15 protein-coding genes are annotated in these 14,062 nt (G+C 62.7%); 8 read left to right on the forward strand and 7 right to left on the reverse strand.

The window, feature by feature from the left end:
- Nucleotides 1-114 precede the first annotated feature (114 nt).
- Nucleotides 115-1,086, forward strand: coding sequence for a glycerophosphodiester phosphodiesterase family protein (locus MOV76_RS26185; RefSeq protein WP_182565386.1), 972 nt, complete (start codon nucleotides 115-117; stop codon nucleotides 1,084-1,086).
- A 377-nt stretch (nucleotides 1,087-1,463) separates the two neighbouring features.
- Here MOV76_RS26185 and MOV76_RS26190 read toward each other — a convergent pair whose 3' ends face one another.
- Complete coding sequence (locus MOV76_RS26190) at nucleotides 1,464-3,761, reverse strand: EAL domain-containing protein (RefSeq protein WP_247265603.1); 2,298 nt, start codon at nucleotides 3,759-3,761, stop codon at nucleotides 1,464-1,466.
- 254 nt (nucleotides 3,762-4,015) lie between these two features.
- On the opposite strand from MOV76_RS26190, the gene MOV76_RS26195 reads away from it, so the two are divergent.
- Nucleotides 4,016-5,383, forward strand: coding sequence for a TIGR03808 family TAT-translocated repetitive protein (locus tag MOV76_RS26195; protein WP_247265604.1), 1,368 nt, complete (start codon nucleotides 4,016-4,018; stop codon nucleotides 5,381-5,383).
- 98 nt (nucleotides 5,384-5,481) lie between these two features.
- The gene (locus MOV76_RS26200; RefSeq protein WP_247265605.1) at nucleotides 5,482-6,147 is read left to right on the forward strand and encodes a glutathione S-transferase family protein; all 666 of its coding nucleotides are present in this window, start codon (nucleotides 5,482-5,484) and stop codon (nucleotides 6,145-6,147) included.
- 3 nt (nucleotides 6,148-6,150) lie between these two features.
- On the opposite strand, the gene MOV76_RS26205 is transcribed toward MOV76_RS26200, so the two are convergent.
- Nucleotides 6,151-7,047, reverse strand: a complete 897-nt coding sequence (locus MOV76_RS26205; RefSeq protein ID WP_182565389.1) for a LysR substrate-binding domain-containing protein — start codon at nucleotides 7,045-7,047, stop codon at nucleotides 6,151-6,153.
- A gap of 174 nt (nucleotides 7,048-7,221) precedes the next feature.
- Between MOV76_RS26205 and MOV76_RS26210 the strand changes: the two genes are divergently transcribed.
- Both MOV76_RS26210 and MOV76_RS26215 read left to right on the forward strand, forming a co-directional pair.
- Nucleotides 7,222-7,416: a hypothetical protein gene (locus MOV76_RS26210; protein ID WP_028734130.1), complete on the forward strand. Its 195-nt coding sequence runs from the start codon at nucleotides 7,222-7,224 to the stop codon at nucleotides 7,414-7,416.
- A 38-nt stretch (nucleotides 7,417-7,454) separates the two neighbouring features.
- On the forward strand, nucleotides 7,455-7,820 hold the full coding sequence (locus MOV76_RS26215; RefSeq protein ID WP_018241170.1) for an MmcQ/YjbR family DNA-binding protein: 366 nt from the start codon (nucleotides 7,455-7,457) through the stop codon (nucleotides 7,818-7,820).
- On the opposite strand, the gene MOV76_RS26220 is transcribed toward MOV76_RS26215, so the two are convergent.
- Nucleotides 7,805-8,425, reverse strand: a complete 621-nt coding sequence (locus tag MOV76_RS26220; RefSeq protein WP_028734131.1) for a glutathione S-transferase family protein — start codon at nucleotides 8,423-8,425, stop codon at nucleotides 7,805-7,807. The genes MOV76_RS26215 and MOV76_RS26220 overlap by 16 nt on opposite strands.
- Before the next feature lie 225 nt (nucleotides 8,426-8,650).
- Nucleotides 8,651-9,007 carry a hypothetical protein gene (locus tag MOV76_RS26225; RefSeq protein WP_028734132.1) on the reverse strand — a complete coding sequence of 119 codons (357 nt, stop codon included), beginning with the start codon at nucleotides 9,005-9,007 and terminating at the stop codon, nucleotides 8,651-8,653.
- A gap of 140 nt (nucleotides 9,008-9,147) precedes the next feature.
- Between MOV76_RS26225 and MOV76_RS26230 the strand changes: the two genes are divergently transcribed.
- Nucleotides 9,148-9,903, forward strand: coding sequence for a DeoR/GlpR family DNA-binding transcription regulator (locus tag MOV76_RS26230; protein ID WP_018449460.1), 756 nt, complete (start codon nucleotides 9,148-9,150; stop codon nucleotides 9,901-9,903).
- Here MOV76_RS26230 and MOV76_RS26235 read toward each other — a convergent pair.
- Both MOV76_RS26235 and MOV76_RS26240 read right to left on the reverse strand, forming a co-directional pair.
- A complete protein-coding gene (locus tag MOV76_RS26235) occupies nucleotides 9,878-10,618 on the reverse strand; it encodes a hypothetical protein (protein WP_247265606.1) in 741 nt (246 codons plus the stop codon). The two genes, MOV76_RS26230 and MOV76_RS26235, sit on opposite strands and share 26 nt — an antisense overlap.
- A 128-nt stretch (nucleotides 10,619-10,746) precedes the next feature.
- On the reverse strand, nucleotides 10,747-11,754 hold the full coding sequence (locus MOV76_RS26240; RefSeq protein WP_247265607.1) for an asparaginase: 1,008 nt from the start codon (nucleotides 11,752-11,754) through the stop codon (nucleotides 10,747-10,749).
- On the opposite strand from MOV76_RS26240, the gene MOV76_RS26245 reads away from it, so the two are divergent.
- Together MOV76_RS26245 and MOV76_RS26250 are read left to right on the forward strand one after the other, a co-directional pair.
- A complete protein-coding gene (locus MOV76_RS26245) occupies nucleotides 11,753-12,226 on the forward strand; it encodes a hypothetical protein (protein WP_247265608.1) in 474 nt (157 codons plus the stop codon). The genes MOV76_RS26240 and MOV76_RS26245 overlap by 2 nt on opposite strands.
- 143 nt (nucleotides 12,227-12,369) lie before the next feature.
- Nucleotides 12,370-13,581, forward strand: coding sequence for an MFS transporter (locus MOV76_RS26250; protein ID WP_247265609.1), 1,212 nt, complete (start codon nucleotides 12,370-12,372; stop codon nucleotides 13,579-13,581).
- A 28-nt stretch (nucleotides 13,582-13,609) separates the two neighbouring features.
- Here MOV76_RS26250 and MOV76_RS26255 read toward each other — a convergent pair.
- A partial coding sequence (locus tag MOV76_RS26255; RefSeq protein ID WP_247265610.1) for a metalloregulator ArsR/SmtB family transcription factor occupies nucleotides 13,610-14,062 on the reverse strand: 453 nt, incomplete at its 5' end.

Consider the following 14,062-nt stretch of genomic DNA (forward strand, 5'->3'; position numbering starts at 1 on the left):
AGCGATGAGGCTCCCGTCCGGCGAATAGACCGATGGCATAGAAAAGCCGGAAAACAGCCCAAGAACAACCAGAATCGCTTTCTAGCCCTTGCGATGCAACCAGGGGGATCAGCATTGGGCAGGAAGTTTTTCTATTGTGCGGCGGCAATCGCGGCCGTCGCGGCGGGCATCTACCTCAACAATACCAGCCTGATAGCCGAACACCGACCGGGAAAACCGGTGCTGCTCGCCCATCGCGGCATCGCCCAGCGCTTCGACGAAACCGATCTCAAGAACGACACCTGCACGGCGAGCCGCATGCTGCCGCCAAAACACGATTATCTCGAAAACACACTTCCGTCGATGCAGGCAGGCTTTGCGGCCGGCGCCGATATTGTCGAGATCGACGTACATCCGACAACGGACGGGCAGTTCGCCGTCTTTCACGACTGGACGCTCGACTGCCGCACCGACGGGCATGGCGTCACCCGCGAGCATTCGATGGCTGACATGAAGAGGCTCGACATCGGCTATGGCTATACCGCCGATGGCGGCAAGACCTTTCCCTTTCGCGGCCGGGGCATCGGCATGATGCCGACCCTTGCCGAGGTGCTGTCGACCTTTCCGGATCGGCGCTTCCTCATCAACGTCAAGAGCCGCGATCCTTCCGAGGGCGAAAAGCTCGCCACCGTGCTCAACGGACTTTCCCAGGAAAGACGGGCCGAGATCATTGTCTATGGCGGTGACGAGCCGATCGACGTGCTGCGCCGGATGGCACCCGATATCAAGACCGCCTCGCGCAAGAGCCTGAAGGGCTGCCTGTTCGGCTATATCGGCTATGGCTGGACCGGCCTGCTGCCGGACGAATGCAAACATGTGATGATGCTGGTGCCGATCAATATCGCCCCGTGGCTCTGGGGCTGGCCGGACCGTTTTCTCAACCGGATGGCGGATGCCGGGACCGAGGTCTTCGTGCTCGGTCCCTATCGCGGCAGCGATTTTTCCACCGGCATCGATGACCCCGCGCAACTGGCGCGGCTGCCGCCAAACTATGCGGCGGGCATATGGACGAACGAGATCGAGGCGATCGGCAAGCTTGCGAAATAGAGCTTGAAAGACGCCGCATCGACCTGATCGATGCGGCGTCTTTCAATGTTTCCTTTTGTGCATGTCGTTCTCCCAAAATCGCTGCACACTTTTGGGCGACATGCAATAGAGCCTTTCCGGGTTAGATTGAAGCATTCTGTTGGCTCAAACGGAGTCGGATGGTCGACCGGCCGGCGCGCGTCGTAGCCCGGCTCTACGGCCAAGCCGGCCGGTCGATCAGCCGGCCCGTTTCAGCCAACCCGAAGGGCCGGGCATCTTTCCGCCAGGATCAAAGGCGATCGGCTCGGACGTACCTTGGGGTATGCCCGTCGCCAATCGCCTTTGATCCTGACGAAAACCTGCTCCGGCAGAATGCTTCAATCTAACCCGGAAAGACTCTAGAGGCTCCGCGCTCGCAGCAATGCCGGGATTTCCTCCGGGGAGACGGGTTTCGAGAAGCGGTAGCCTTGCGCCTCCTCGCAACGCGCCTGGCGCAGGAAATCCATCTGGGCGTCGGTTTCGACACCCTCGGCGAGAACCGAGAGCTTCAGCGTCTGCGCCAGCGAGATGACGGCCGAGGCGATGGCGACGGCGGTCTTGTCGCCCGGCAGGGCCTCGACCAACGAACGGTCCATCTTCAGGCGGTCGACGGGGAAGGTCTTCAGCGCCGCGAGGCTGGAATAGCCGGAGCCGAAATCGTCGATCGACAGGCGAACGCCCAGCGCCCGCAGCGATTCCATCATGGCGAGCGCGCGTTCGGCATCGTGCATCACCACGCTTTCGGTGACCTCCAGCTCCAGCCAGCGCGACTGCAGGCGGTGGCGCTCGAGCGCTTCGGTGACATGGGTTGCGAAATCCGGATCGGCAAACTGCTTGGCGGAGACGTTGACGGCGATCGTCAGCGGCGGCAGGCCCATATCCTGCCAGTTGCGCGCCTGGCGGCAGGCCTCGTTCAGCACCCAGAGACCGAGGGGGACGATCAGGCCGGTCTCTTCGGCGAGCGGAATGAAATTGACCGGCGGCAGCCTGCCCTTGGCCGGATGGTTCCAGCGAACCAGCGCCTCGAGCCCGGTGATGCGGCCGGTGGCGACATCGACCTGCGGCTGATATTGCAGGAACAGCTGGTCGCCGGCGATCGCCAGGTGCAGTTCCTCGTGCTCGCCGAGCGGCATTCCGAGGGGCGTGCTGCCGCCCTCGTGATGTTGCAATGTGTTGCGGCCGAGTTCCTTGGCGCGGTACATGGCGCGGTCGGCATTGGCGAGAAGCTCTTCCGAGGTTGCGCCATCGAAGGGGAAGGCAGCGACACCAATGCTCGAGGTGACGGTGATCTCGCCGTCCGCGCCGCGGATCGGCCGGTTGATCGCCTTCTGCAGCTCGCGAAGACGGCGCGTGATGCCGGCATCGTGGCTCGACTGGTGGACGAGCACCACGAGGAATTCGTCGCCGCCGAGACGCACCACCATATCTGACGCCCTGACGCTATTGGCCATGCGGGCGGCGATCTCCTTCAGCACCTCGTCGCCGGCGGCGTGGCCGCGGCCATCATTGATGTCCTTGAAATTGTCGAGATCGATATAGGCGACGGTCACCTTGCGGTTGTTGCGCCGGGCCTGGTCGAGGATACTCGCGAGCCGCTCCTTCAGGAAGGCGCGGTTCGGCAGGCCCGTGAGATCGTCATGATGGGCCATGAAATGAATGCGGTCGTCGACACGCTTGCGCTCGATGGCGATGCCGGCGATATGGGTGGCGAGCGCCACCAGCGTCATCTCGTGCTCGGTGGGACGGCGGACTTCCCTGGAATAGAGCGCGAACGTGCCGAGCACATTGTTCTGCGATGTGGCGATCGGCGTCGACCAGCAGGAGCGGAACCCGAACGGGGCAATCAACGCGCGAAAATCCTCCCAGAGCGGATCGCTCATCACGTCCTCAACGATCACGGTCTGACCGCGCCACGCGGCGGTGCCGCAGGAGCCGACCTTCGGACCGATCGTGACACCATCGATGAGGCGGCTGTAGCCGCCGGGCAGATTGGGAGAGGCGCCGTGATAGAGCCTGGTGCCCTCGCTGTCGAGCAGCAGTACCGATCCGTCGATCCCGGTCAGTTGCGCCTCGATCATCAGCACGAGCGCCTCGAGGATCATCGGCAACGGCTCGTTGCGGGCAATCATTTCGAGCAGGCTCGCCTGGCCGCGATGCAGATCCTCCTGGCGCTTGCGTTCGGTGATATCACGGGAAACACCGATCAGGCCGACGATTTCGCCGCGATCGTTGCGCAGCGGGATCTTCGAGGTCAGCCGGCATATTGGCCTTCTGCTGCCGGGAAGGACGTAGGATTCCTCCATGTCGATGAGGGCTTCGCCCGTCGTCATGATCTGCTGCTCGATATCGAAATGGTGGAGCGCCGTCTCGAAATCGAACAGGTCAAAATCGCGCTTGCCGGTCATCAGCGCAGCGCTCTCCAGGCCAAGGCTGCTGGCGGTGACGGCATTGGCAAAGACGAAGCGGCTGTCACGATCCTTGACGTAGAGAAAATCCGGAAGTTCGTGGACGATTTCCTTGAGGCGGAGATTCTCGATACCCTCGGAAAAGTGGTGGGCGGTCGATGCCATCATTGCCTCCGTCGCGGCGACGATGCGCCGCGTTTCGGCCGTCAGGGCATCGGCTGATTCCCATCGCCTGGCACTCGGTTCGTGCATGCCGCCATTCTCCCCGCCGGCCGAAGGCCGTATCCCACACCCGTCATCATAGAATTTCCCTTAAAAGTAGTCCTCATTTCCTTCGGCTTGCTTAAATGAAAGGGTGAACAAGACGACAATATAAGCGGCGATATCCTGCCGTCGCGCTCGCCACGACGGCAATTTCGTCCGCCTTTGCCAAGCTTGTGCCAAAAGAATACATGCTCGCCTGGCACGTTTCCTGCTACGGGCGCCTTATGAAAGGAGTACCCGGGATGCCCTCACGCCGCGACATGCTTTTATTCCTCGCGGCCTCGGCCGTTGCGGGAGGGACATCACGCGCCGTCGCCGCGCCACTGACAGCGGCCGCTCAGCCCGACCTGCGTGGGACAATCGACGCGGTGGAATATCGCGCCATTCCCGAAAGTGGCGACCGCAAGACACGCAACCTTGAGCAGATGATCAAACAGGCGGCGCGCGAGAACGTGCCGGTGTTCCTGCCGCCCGGCACCTACCGGGTCTCCAACCTCTCCTTGCCCGACAATACCCGCATCACTGGCGTGCCTGGCGCTTCACGGATCGTCTATACCGGCGACGGCCATCTCTTTTCGGCCGAGAACGTGCGGCGGATCGAGCTTTCCAATCTCGTCATCGACGGCGGCAACCGCTGGCTTGGCGACGATGCCGGCGCGCTGTTGCAATTTACCGGCGTCGACGAGGTGCTGATCGACAATTGCGAGATCGGCGGCAGCCGCAAACACGGCCTGCAGCTGGAGCGCTGCGGCGGCAGGATCGAGCGCAGCCACATTTCGGGGGCTGCCCAATCCGGACTTTACGCGGTGGATTCCACCAACCTTTCGGTCACCGGCAATACGATCTCGGATTGCGGCAATGGCGGCATCCTGGTGCATCGCTGGAAGAAGGCGGAGGACGGCACGGTAGTATCAGGCAACCGCATTTCCAACATCCGCGCCAATGACGGCGGCACCGGCCAAAACGGCAACGGCATCAATATTTTCCGCGCCGACGGGGTGATGGTGGTGAACAACCACATCTCCGACTGCGCCTTTACGGCGATCCGCGCCAATTCGGCCTCGGATATCCAGATCAGCAGCAACCAGTGCCGGCGCTCCGGCGAGACGGCGATCTATGTCGAATTCGCCTTCGAAGGCGCCGTCGTTTCCGCCAACATGATCGACGGGGCGGCAAACGGCATCTCGATCGCCAATTTCGACGAAGGCGGCCGGCTGGCGAGCGTCACCGGCAACGTCGTGCGCAACCTGACGCTGAAAGGTCCCTACCAGCACGAGGTCGGTTTCGGCATCGGCATCGCGGCAGAGGCCGACACGCTGATTTCAGGCAATGTGATCGAGGGCGCGCCGCGCTGGGGGCTGCAGATCGGCTGGGGTCCCTATCTGCGCAACGTCGTTGTGACAGGCAATGTGGTGCGCAAGGCGCCGGTCGGCTGCGCCGTCTCGGTCGCCGATGGCGCCGGCACCGCCGTCATCACCGACAACATCTTCCAGGAGACCGCCGAAGGCGCGGTTATAGGCTTCCAGTGGGAGAAGAAGGTGTCCGGCGAGATGGCAGGCGGCGGCTCGCCCTATGCGCAGCTGACCGTGGAGCGAAACCGTATCTCCTGAAGGCCATCAAAAGCTTTCATCATCCCATCAGCCACAAGGACTTTTCCCACGCCGATCCGGCATTTACGGTCTCTCGGACACATCGAGGGGATATGGACATGCTGACAATCTACGGAGTCTATCGATCGCGCGCCTCACGCGTCTACTGGACGGCGGAGGAACTCGGGCTCGAATTCCGCTCGGTGCCGGTGCTGCAGGCAAGGCGGCTCGCAGATCCGCTATCTCAGGATGCGCCACTCAACACGCATTCGCCTGAATTCATTGCCGTCAACCCGATGGCGCAGATCCCCAGCATTCGGGACGGCGACCTCGTCATGCACGAGTCGCTGGCGATCAATCTTTACCTCGCCCGTAAACATGGCGGACCGCTTTCCGGCCAAACCGTCGAAGAAGACGGATTGCTGACGATGTGGACAATCTGGGCGGCTGCGGAGGTCGAACCGCACACGGTGAAGATCGTACTCACCTATGATAACGGGCTTGAAAACAGCGAAGGTGGCCAACAGACGATCGCGGTTGCCTGCCGCTCGCTGCGCAGGCCGCTGGCGGTTCTCGAAGGCCACCTCGCCGGCCGGCAATGGATCGTCGGCGACCGTTTCACCGTTGCCGATCTCAACATCGCCGAGGTGCTGCGCTACGCCCAGAGCGAAGAGGCGCTTTTCCAGGCGCATCCGAATATCAAAGCCTGGATCGAGCGCTGCCAGTCCCGCCCAGCTTACAAGGCCATGCAGGCGACCCGCGGCAAGGAGCCGATCGAAATTTGAGGACTACTGGAAAAGTGTGAGCGTGCCGGCCATTTCCTCACGGATCCAGGCCTTGAAATCCTTGACCTTCTTTGGCTCGCGCGTGCCTTCGGCGGTGACGAAGTAGTGGCCGAAGCCGGTACGGGCGCGAATGCCGAAGGGGGCGGCGAGCCGGCCTTCGGCGAGCGCAAAGGCGGCAAGGGTCTGCCAGGCCAGCATGACGCCCTGCCCTGCAATCGCCGCATCGAGGCAGAGCGAGGCGTCGTTGAAGACGTGACGGGTCGAAAGCGTAGCACCTGATAGTCCGACCTCGCGCATCCAGACCTCCCAGGTGAACATGGCATGGCCATCGATGATGGCAGGCAGTTCGAGAATATCGGCAGGCTCTTTCAATTTTGCCGCCATCTCGGGCGAACAGACGGGAAAGACCTCCTGCTCCAACAGCAGCTCTGCCTTCACGTCCGGCCATTTTCCGGTACCGACGCGGATACCGATATCGACGTCGCAGAGGGCCGGATTGACGAGATTGGTGGTTGCATCCAGCCGCAGCTTGATGTCGGGATGGCGCTCGGCGAAGCGGTCGAGCCGGCAGACCAGCCAGCGGGCGGCGAAAACCGGCGCCACCGAGATTGTCAGGATGGTGTCGTCCTTGCGGCTGGCGATCGACACCGCCGCCGAAAGACGGGCGAACCCCTCGTCGAGCGCCAGGAGCACCGGCCGGCCGGCTTCGGTGGCGATCATGCCCCTGGCGGTGCGCTCGAAGATCACCTGACCAAGCTGGGCTTCGGCCTTGATGACCTGCTGGCTGACGGCGCCAACCGAGACGCCGAGTTCGTCGGCGGCGGCCTGGAGCGAGCCGAGACGACCGACGGCCTCCAACGCGCGCAGGCCGTTGAGATGGACCATGTTCAAGTTCTTCATATAGTTTTTCTATAGCGCCGCCGCATTAATCTCAATTGAAAATCTACCTGTTGAGGCCGACATTGCAAGCACAGGCAATCCATTCGAACGCAGGACGCGAGCGGATGGGATGGCTCAGCAGGCGCCAGCCGCCATTGATCATCCTTCTGCGCTACTGAGAAAGCGAGGCATGCCATGTCTTTGTTGAAGTTTTTCTTCACCCCTGTTCGGCAGGTGGCAAGCGCGGAAATTGCCCCAGCTTGGAAGGATGATCCCCTGCGACATCCCGAGGTCGAGCGCATGTCAATGCGCGAAATCGCCGATCTGCCGCTCGGGATGCCGGCCGGCTTTCCCAAAGAGACCAAGCCGCCGCTGGCGAAATGCGCGTGAAGATATGGTAGGTTCGCCCTAACCGAAAGGGCGGAGCAATGGCCGACGACGTCGATGCGATCTTCGAACGCCTGAAGCGGCTGGCGGCGGAAGCCGGCCTGCCTGATGTCGAGGAGAGCACCTCCTATGGCAATCCGGCGCTGAAGGTCGGCGGCAAGAGTTTTGTCGCGGTGAAGAATGCCGAGACGATCGTGATCTCGATTTCGCTCGACGACAAGGATCACCTGCTGGAAATGGCGCCTGACGTCTATTTTCAAACCGATCATTATGTCGGCTGGCCGCATCTGCCGGTGCGCGCCGCCGTGATCGGCGACGAAGAACTGCGGTTGCGACTGATCGGCGCCTGGCTGTTCCGGGCGCCGAAGAAGCTTGCCGCAGGTTTTAACGGTCAGGCCCGATCGTAGGCCAGCGCCCGCTGGACGGCGGGGCGCAGCAGCATGCGGGCGTGGTGGTCGCTCGCCTTTTCGAACCGGGCGGGATCGACGCCGTCCGATGGCAGCCAATCGGTCATGACGAAGAGATAGGGATCGGCGAGCGAATAGGCCTCACCCATCACCCATGGGCCTTCGAACATCGTCTGCTCGATCAGCGTGAAACAATCGGCCATGTTCTCGGGCACCTTGGCCTTCATTGCCTCGATTGCCGCCGGCTCGTCGGCCCAGCGCGAGCCGCGCGGGCGATGGGCATGGTTCACATGCACGGTCGAGCAGATATAGCTGTTAAAGGACTGGAGCCTGGCAAATTCGAAGGCATCGTCAAGCGGCGCCAGCTTGGCGGCCGGCGCGCTCTGGGCGATATAGGCCAGGATCGCCGGCGTTTCCGTCAGCACGCCATAATCGGTGACCAGTGCCGGCACCCGGCCCTTCGGGTTGATCTTCAGATAGTCCGGCGAACGCTGCTCGCCATCGCGGAGGCTGATCTTCTTCGTTTCGAAGGCCAGGCCGGATTCTTCCAGGGCAATAAGGCTTGCGAGCGCGCAGGTTCCCGGCGCGTAATACAGTGTCAGCATGGTTCTCGACTCCCTTTCGGCAAGGGTTATAGCGCAGCGGTCGGTGGGCCGGAACTGGGGAGATTGGGTTTTGATCGTCCATGGGGACAAGGTGGGTGCGAGTGTGAGGACATGATCGGTGTGCCGTGTGGCCCCCTCATCCGACGGGTCGGTTGAGGGGGTGAGCGACAAAGCTGCGAATGCGCTGAGTGTAGCGAAGGGTAAAGCGCGGGCGCTGCAATCCGCTCAGCCGCAGCCCGGCACATCCTCCAGCCTGTGCCAGACCGGAATGCCGCGTTCCCTGGCGATGCGCACGTCGTTATCCGCTCCCTTGGAATCGCCGGGCAGGCGCAGCACGCCTTCGCAGAGATGCAGCAGCCGGCCGGCAACCGGGTGGAAGATCTCTTCGTAGAGCGCATCGCCGACCGACCGGCCGCCGGCGGCATGCCAGATCGGCAGCGCCACCCATTCGCCGATCATCGGCACGTGGCCCGCCTCAAACAGCGCGTGTGAGGGTTCTTCCAGCCGCTTCAGGTTGGCGGCCATCTTTTCCGGGTCGTCGCCCGTTCCGGACCGATAGGGCCCGGCAATCAAAATCAACATGATCCACTCCTTCGCTCCGCATCTGCGTGAGCACTCCCGGCCTCATGCACGGGATTTCGTGAAAATGCACGATATTTCTTGAATGTCGAGTCGTTTCGTGCAATATCGGGCTATTATGTTTAATTTCGTGCAGAGAGACGATGCTGACAACGCAACGCAAGACCCTCATTCTCGACATCCTGCGCCGTGACGGCCAGGTGATCGCCAAGCGCGTCGCCGAGGATTTCGCCCTTTCGGAAGACACGATCCGGCGCGACCTCAGGGAAATGGCGGCGGAGGGGCTGCTGAAACGGGTGCATGGCGGGGCGATGCCGCTGGCGCCTGACCTGCCTGACTTCACCGCCCGGCGCAGCGTGTCGTCACAGATCAAGGCACGGCTGGGAGCAGCGGCGGCGGCGATGATCAAGCCCGGCCAGATGATCTTCCTCGATGGCGGCACGACCACGGCGGAGATCGCCCGGCATTTGCCGCGCGACATGCCGCTGACGGTTGCGACCCACAGCCCGACGATCGCCGCCGAGCTGGAACACCACCCGACAGCCGAGGTGATCCTGACCGGCGGACGGCTCTACAAACATTCGATGGTGGCGACGGGCGCAGCGGCGGCAGCGGCGATCTCGCAGCTTCGCCCCGACCTCTTCTTCCTCGGGGTGACGGCGGCGCATCCGGTGCACGGGCTTTCCACCGGCGATTTCGAGGAAGCGGCGATCAAGCGGCACATTGCCCGCTGCTCGGCCGAAACGCATGTGCTGCTGACTGAGGAGAAGTTCGACCTCGTCTCGCCCTGCCCGGTGCTTGGCATTTCCGAGGTGGCGGGGCTGATCGTGCCCATGGAGGTGACCGCCGAACGGCTGAAACCCTATCGCGATCTCAACGGCGCAATCGCCGCAGCATGATGGTGCTGCGGGAGGGCTGCGGTGCTGCAGCATGCGGCAAGAGACTTGCGGCAAGGGCCGCGATGAAGGCCGCCAACACGGCATAGGCCGGCGCTATGCTGCCGGTTCCAAAGGTGAGCACCGTCTGCAGATATGGCTGCGCCAACGCGATGACGACGGAAAGTGCCGGCATGTCGAGCAGGGTCCCGGCGATCCGCGACAGTTCCGGCATGAAGGCTGCGCCAGAAAGCGCGCCGTAGACCGCCGTCAGGCGGAGTGTGAGGCGCAACGGCACCGAGGCTGCAAGCGGCGGCATGTCGCCATCCTCGAGGGCAAACATGAGATAGGCTGCGAAAGCCGCCAGAAACAGGAAGGCGACGGGCAGTGCGGCCAGGGTAGCGGATTGCGTCAGCGCCGCCCCATCCGCCGCCAGGAAGAGCAGGATCGGCGTGGAAGCGACGAACCAGATGGCGACGATCGGCCCCCAGAACCAGATGAGCGAGAGAGCGTGAAGACGGAGCAGCGTCGCCATGAAGAGCACGCCGATCGCGGTCCAGATGCAGGCGGGTTTGAGCACGCCCGATATCAGCCGCAGGGCCGGCTCGCAGGTCCCGGCCATCTCGCCACAGCCGGACAGCTGGATCGTGAGCCAGGTGATATAATCGAGGCTCAACGTAGCGAACATGAAGATGCCGATGCCCATCAGCATCCACCAGAGATAGCGGCCTGCAAACATGCCCTGCCCTCACGGCTTCCAGGACTGTGCTCACGTCGCTGCGAAAGGGTGCATCCGCGATCGCAGGACGTACCCCTTTATATTAGGCAATTCTTATTTTTCTAATAACTTATGTAAGCAAGCTCGACTCATCCGGCCAAGGCGGAGCTGACCCTGACACCGCCGACATGGATGCCGTTCCAATTGCGCATTGGCTTCGTGGCATGGGCGATCAGGGCCGCATGCACCTCGCACTCCGTCTCGAAGAAGTGGGCGAGGGTCGCCGCCACCATGGCTTCGGCGGCACGGGTCGTGCCATCCTCGCATTTCAGCGCGATGGCGATGCCCTTTTCCGGGATGGCGGCGCAGAAGACGCCTTCGGCGCCTGTTTTGCAAAAGATACGGCCAGGGGCGATCTGCATCAGTTCCGTGCAGGCGCGGCCGGAGCCCGCGACATAGAAGGGCTCGGCCATGCAGGCCTCGATCAGGCGGAGAGAGGCCTTGGCGCGCAGCGGTTCGAGGCCGTTGCCGGTCGCCATTTTGGCAAAACCGTGAGCAAGGCTCTTGAGCGGCACGGCATAGGTCGGAATCGAGCAGCCGTCGGTGCCGCAGCTGTCGGCGCCGAGCACGGCGCCGGTCAGGCTTTCCATCGCCGCGCGGATCTCGACCTGCAGCGGGTGCTGATAGCCGACATAGCCCTTCGGATCGAGGTGCTGATGACAGCAGGCGCAGATGAAGCCGGCATGTTTTCCCGAGCAATTGTTGTGTAGCGCGGTCGGCGCCTCGAGCGTGCGGGCCTGATGGATCAGGGTCTTCTGATGGAACGACCAGTGGGCGCCGCATTCCAGTGCCTCGGCGTCGCGACCGGCGCGCGACAGCATGGAAGCGGCCAGCGCCACATGCTCGTCCTCGCCACTGTGCGAGGCACAGGCCAGCGCCAATTCCTTGTCGCCGAAGCCGTAGGCATCGGCAGCACCGCTCTCGACCAGCGGCAGCGCCTGCATCGCCTTGCAGGACGAGCGCGGGAAGACCGCGGCCTCGATGTCGCCCAGCGAGAAGACAAGCTTGCCGTCGCCATCGACGACAGCCACCGCGCCACGATGGCGACTTTCGACGAGCAGGCCGCGGGTGACTTCGACGGTGACGGGATTGGTCATGAGCTCTCATCCGGATGCTGGCGGGGTTGCGCAGTCCATAACGCGTCACGCGGCGAAAGCCAACGGGGTTGACGTGGCGTCGAGGTTTAGGCGGCTGCGCGGGTGCCTGCTGATAGTGCACCGGCTCTATGGGTGGCTGGACATCACCGCATATTCCGCCGTCCCAGCCCTTGAGTTTAGACGGCTCGAGACGTTATGCCTTGCAACCCAATTCACAATCCGAGGAATTGTTTTGCAATCGGGCATATCTATCACCGAGTCCACGTTGTTGGCACTTTTCACGATTGTCTCTCTGAGCTTGGCGTGTTGGTCGGCACGCCAGCCCGCAAAGACGAGCGTCGGAATCACCCTTGGAGTCCTTCTTGGGCTGGTGTTGATATACACCACCTCAGCGCTCGTCGCTTTTTTGGCAAATGTTCTTCCCTTCGGGCAAATCGACTTCTGGCTCTCGAATTTGGTCGCGAAATTCTGAAATAGGCATTCAGCCCCCTTGCACGCTTGGACGCGATCACATCGTCCAAACATTCATCACAAAAATTGACGAAGACGATCTAAAACTATCGTTTCTCTGATAGATCCGATGCGGCTAAGAGTGGTGCATCAGGAACCGCCCCCATGCCATCCACTTTTTCCTTGATCCTTCGCGACAACAGGATCCGTATTCCGACCGTGACACTCGTCGCGCTCGCCTTCACCTATGCTTCGACCGCGCCCTACCAGTCGATCATCGGGATCAACGAACTCGGCTTGAGCAATGGCGCCTATTCGGCGCTGGTGTTCTTCTCGGCAATCGTCAACGTTACGACAAGCCTGACGCTCGGCATCTGGTCGGACAGGCTGAAAGAGCGCCGGCCTCTGGTGCTGGGGCTTTGCGTCGCCGGCATGCTCGGCTTCGGGTCGATCGCGATCTTTCATAGCCCCATGGTCTTCATCTTCTCCACGCTGCTGCTGGTACCGATGAGCAATTCCACCTACTCGCTGCTGTTCGCCAGCCTGCGTGCCAGGACCAATCAGATGGACCGTGGCCAGGGGGCGGCGATCACCGCAACGGTGCGAGCGCTGTTTTCCGGCTCATGGGCGCTGGCGCCGGGGTTGATCGGCCTCTATCTCGTCAGTTCGCCGTCGATGACGCCGGCCTATGGGATCGCGGCATTGGCAAGCTGCACCTGCTTCTGCCTGTATTTCTTCTTCGCACCCCGAAATGGCGCCGCCGGCCCTGCCCCCGATCACGCCGGGTTCTTTGCTTCGCTGAAACGGATTTTTGTGCCGCATGTGCTGTCGCGCGTTATCGTCATGGCGATGCTGTTCGGGCTGCAGCGGCTGAACAGCATGCTCTTGCCGCTGATCATCACCCATGCGGCCGGCGGCACCGTCGTCGATGTCGGCTTCATGGCAGGTTTGACGGCGCTGCTCGAGATGCCGTTCATGATGATGTGGGGCTTTGCGCAGCGCCACTTCCGGACCGTGCATGTGCTCGCCTTCGGCGCGCTGATCTATTGCGTCTATCTGCTGCTGCTTGGTTTTGCTTCCGCGCCCTGGCACATCTATGCACTGCTCCTCGTCAATGCCTGCGGGGCGGCAGCGATCCTCAGCGTGCCGATCACCTATCTGCAGGACCTGATCGCGGACCGACCGGGTCTCGGAACCTCGCTGATCTCGCTGAACACTTTCATTGGGACCGGCATCAGCGCCGGTCTCTTCGCCTTCGGCACCGCGATCACTGATTATTCCGGCACCGCCTTTGTCGGCGCGGCCGCGGGTCTCGCATCGATCGGAGTGCTGCTCTATCTCGAAAGCAGCTGGCGGCAGGCGCGGCAGCCGGCGTGAAGCGCCAGCCGGTTGCGAGCGATATCGGTCAACGCGGCATGATGCGGTAGGCGCAGCGGCGCGCGCCGGCGAGGATGTGTTCGCTGCGCTCGATATCGGCGCCGAGGACGGCGCGGAAGGTTTCGAGTTCGGAGCGGCAGAAGCCGGCGCAGGCGGTAGCGGCGGCGCAGATCGGGCAGTGGTTTTCGACCAGCATGAAGGAGCCGTCCGCCTCCTGCCAGTGATCGGCCATATAGCCCTCGCGGGTGCGAATGCCGGCAAGGGCCTCGACGCGCGAGGCAAGGTCATGCGCCTCGCTGAGTTCCTGCCGATAGCGCTGCAGCGTCTCGGCCTCGCGGGCGGAGATGACGGTATCGAGGGCTGCGGCCCCGAGCTGTTCGACGAGCGTGCCAAGGAGATTTGCCGTCAGCTCGGCATGGCCATCCGGAAACTGGCGGTTGCCGCTGGCCGTGAGGTGCCAGAGCTGGCGCGGCCGGCCCCT

Origin of the sequence: Rhizobium sp. PRIMUS64, from assembly GCF_023006465.1 — a bacterium.
Classification (GTDB): Bacteria; Pseudomonadota; Alphaproteobacteria; order Rhizobiales; family Rhizobiaceae; genus Rhizobium; species Rhizobium leguminosarum.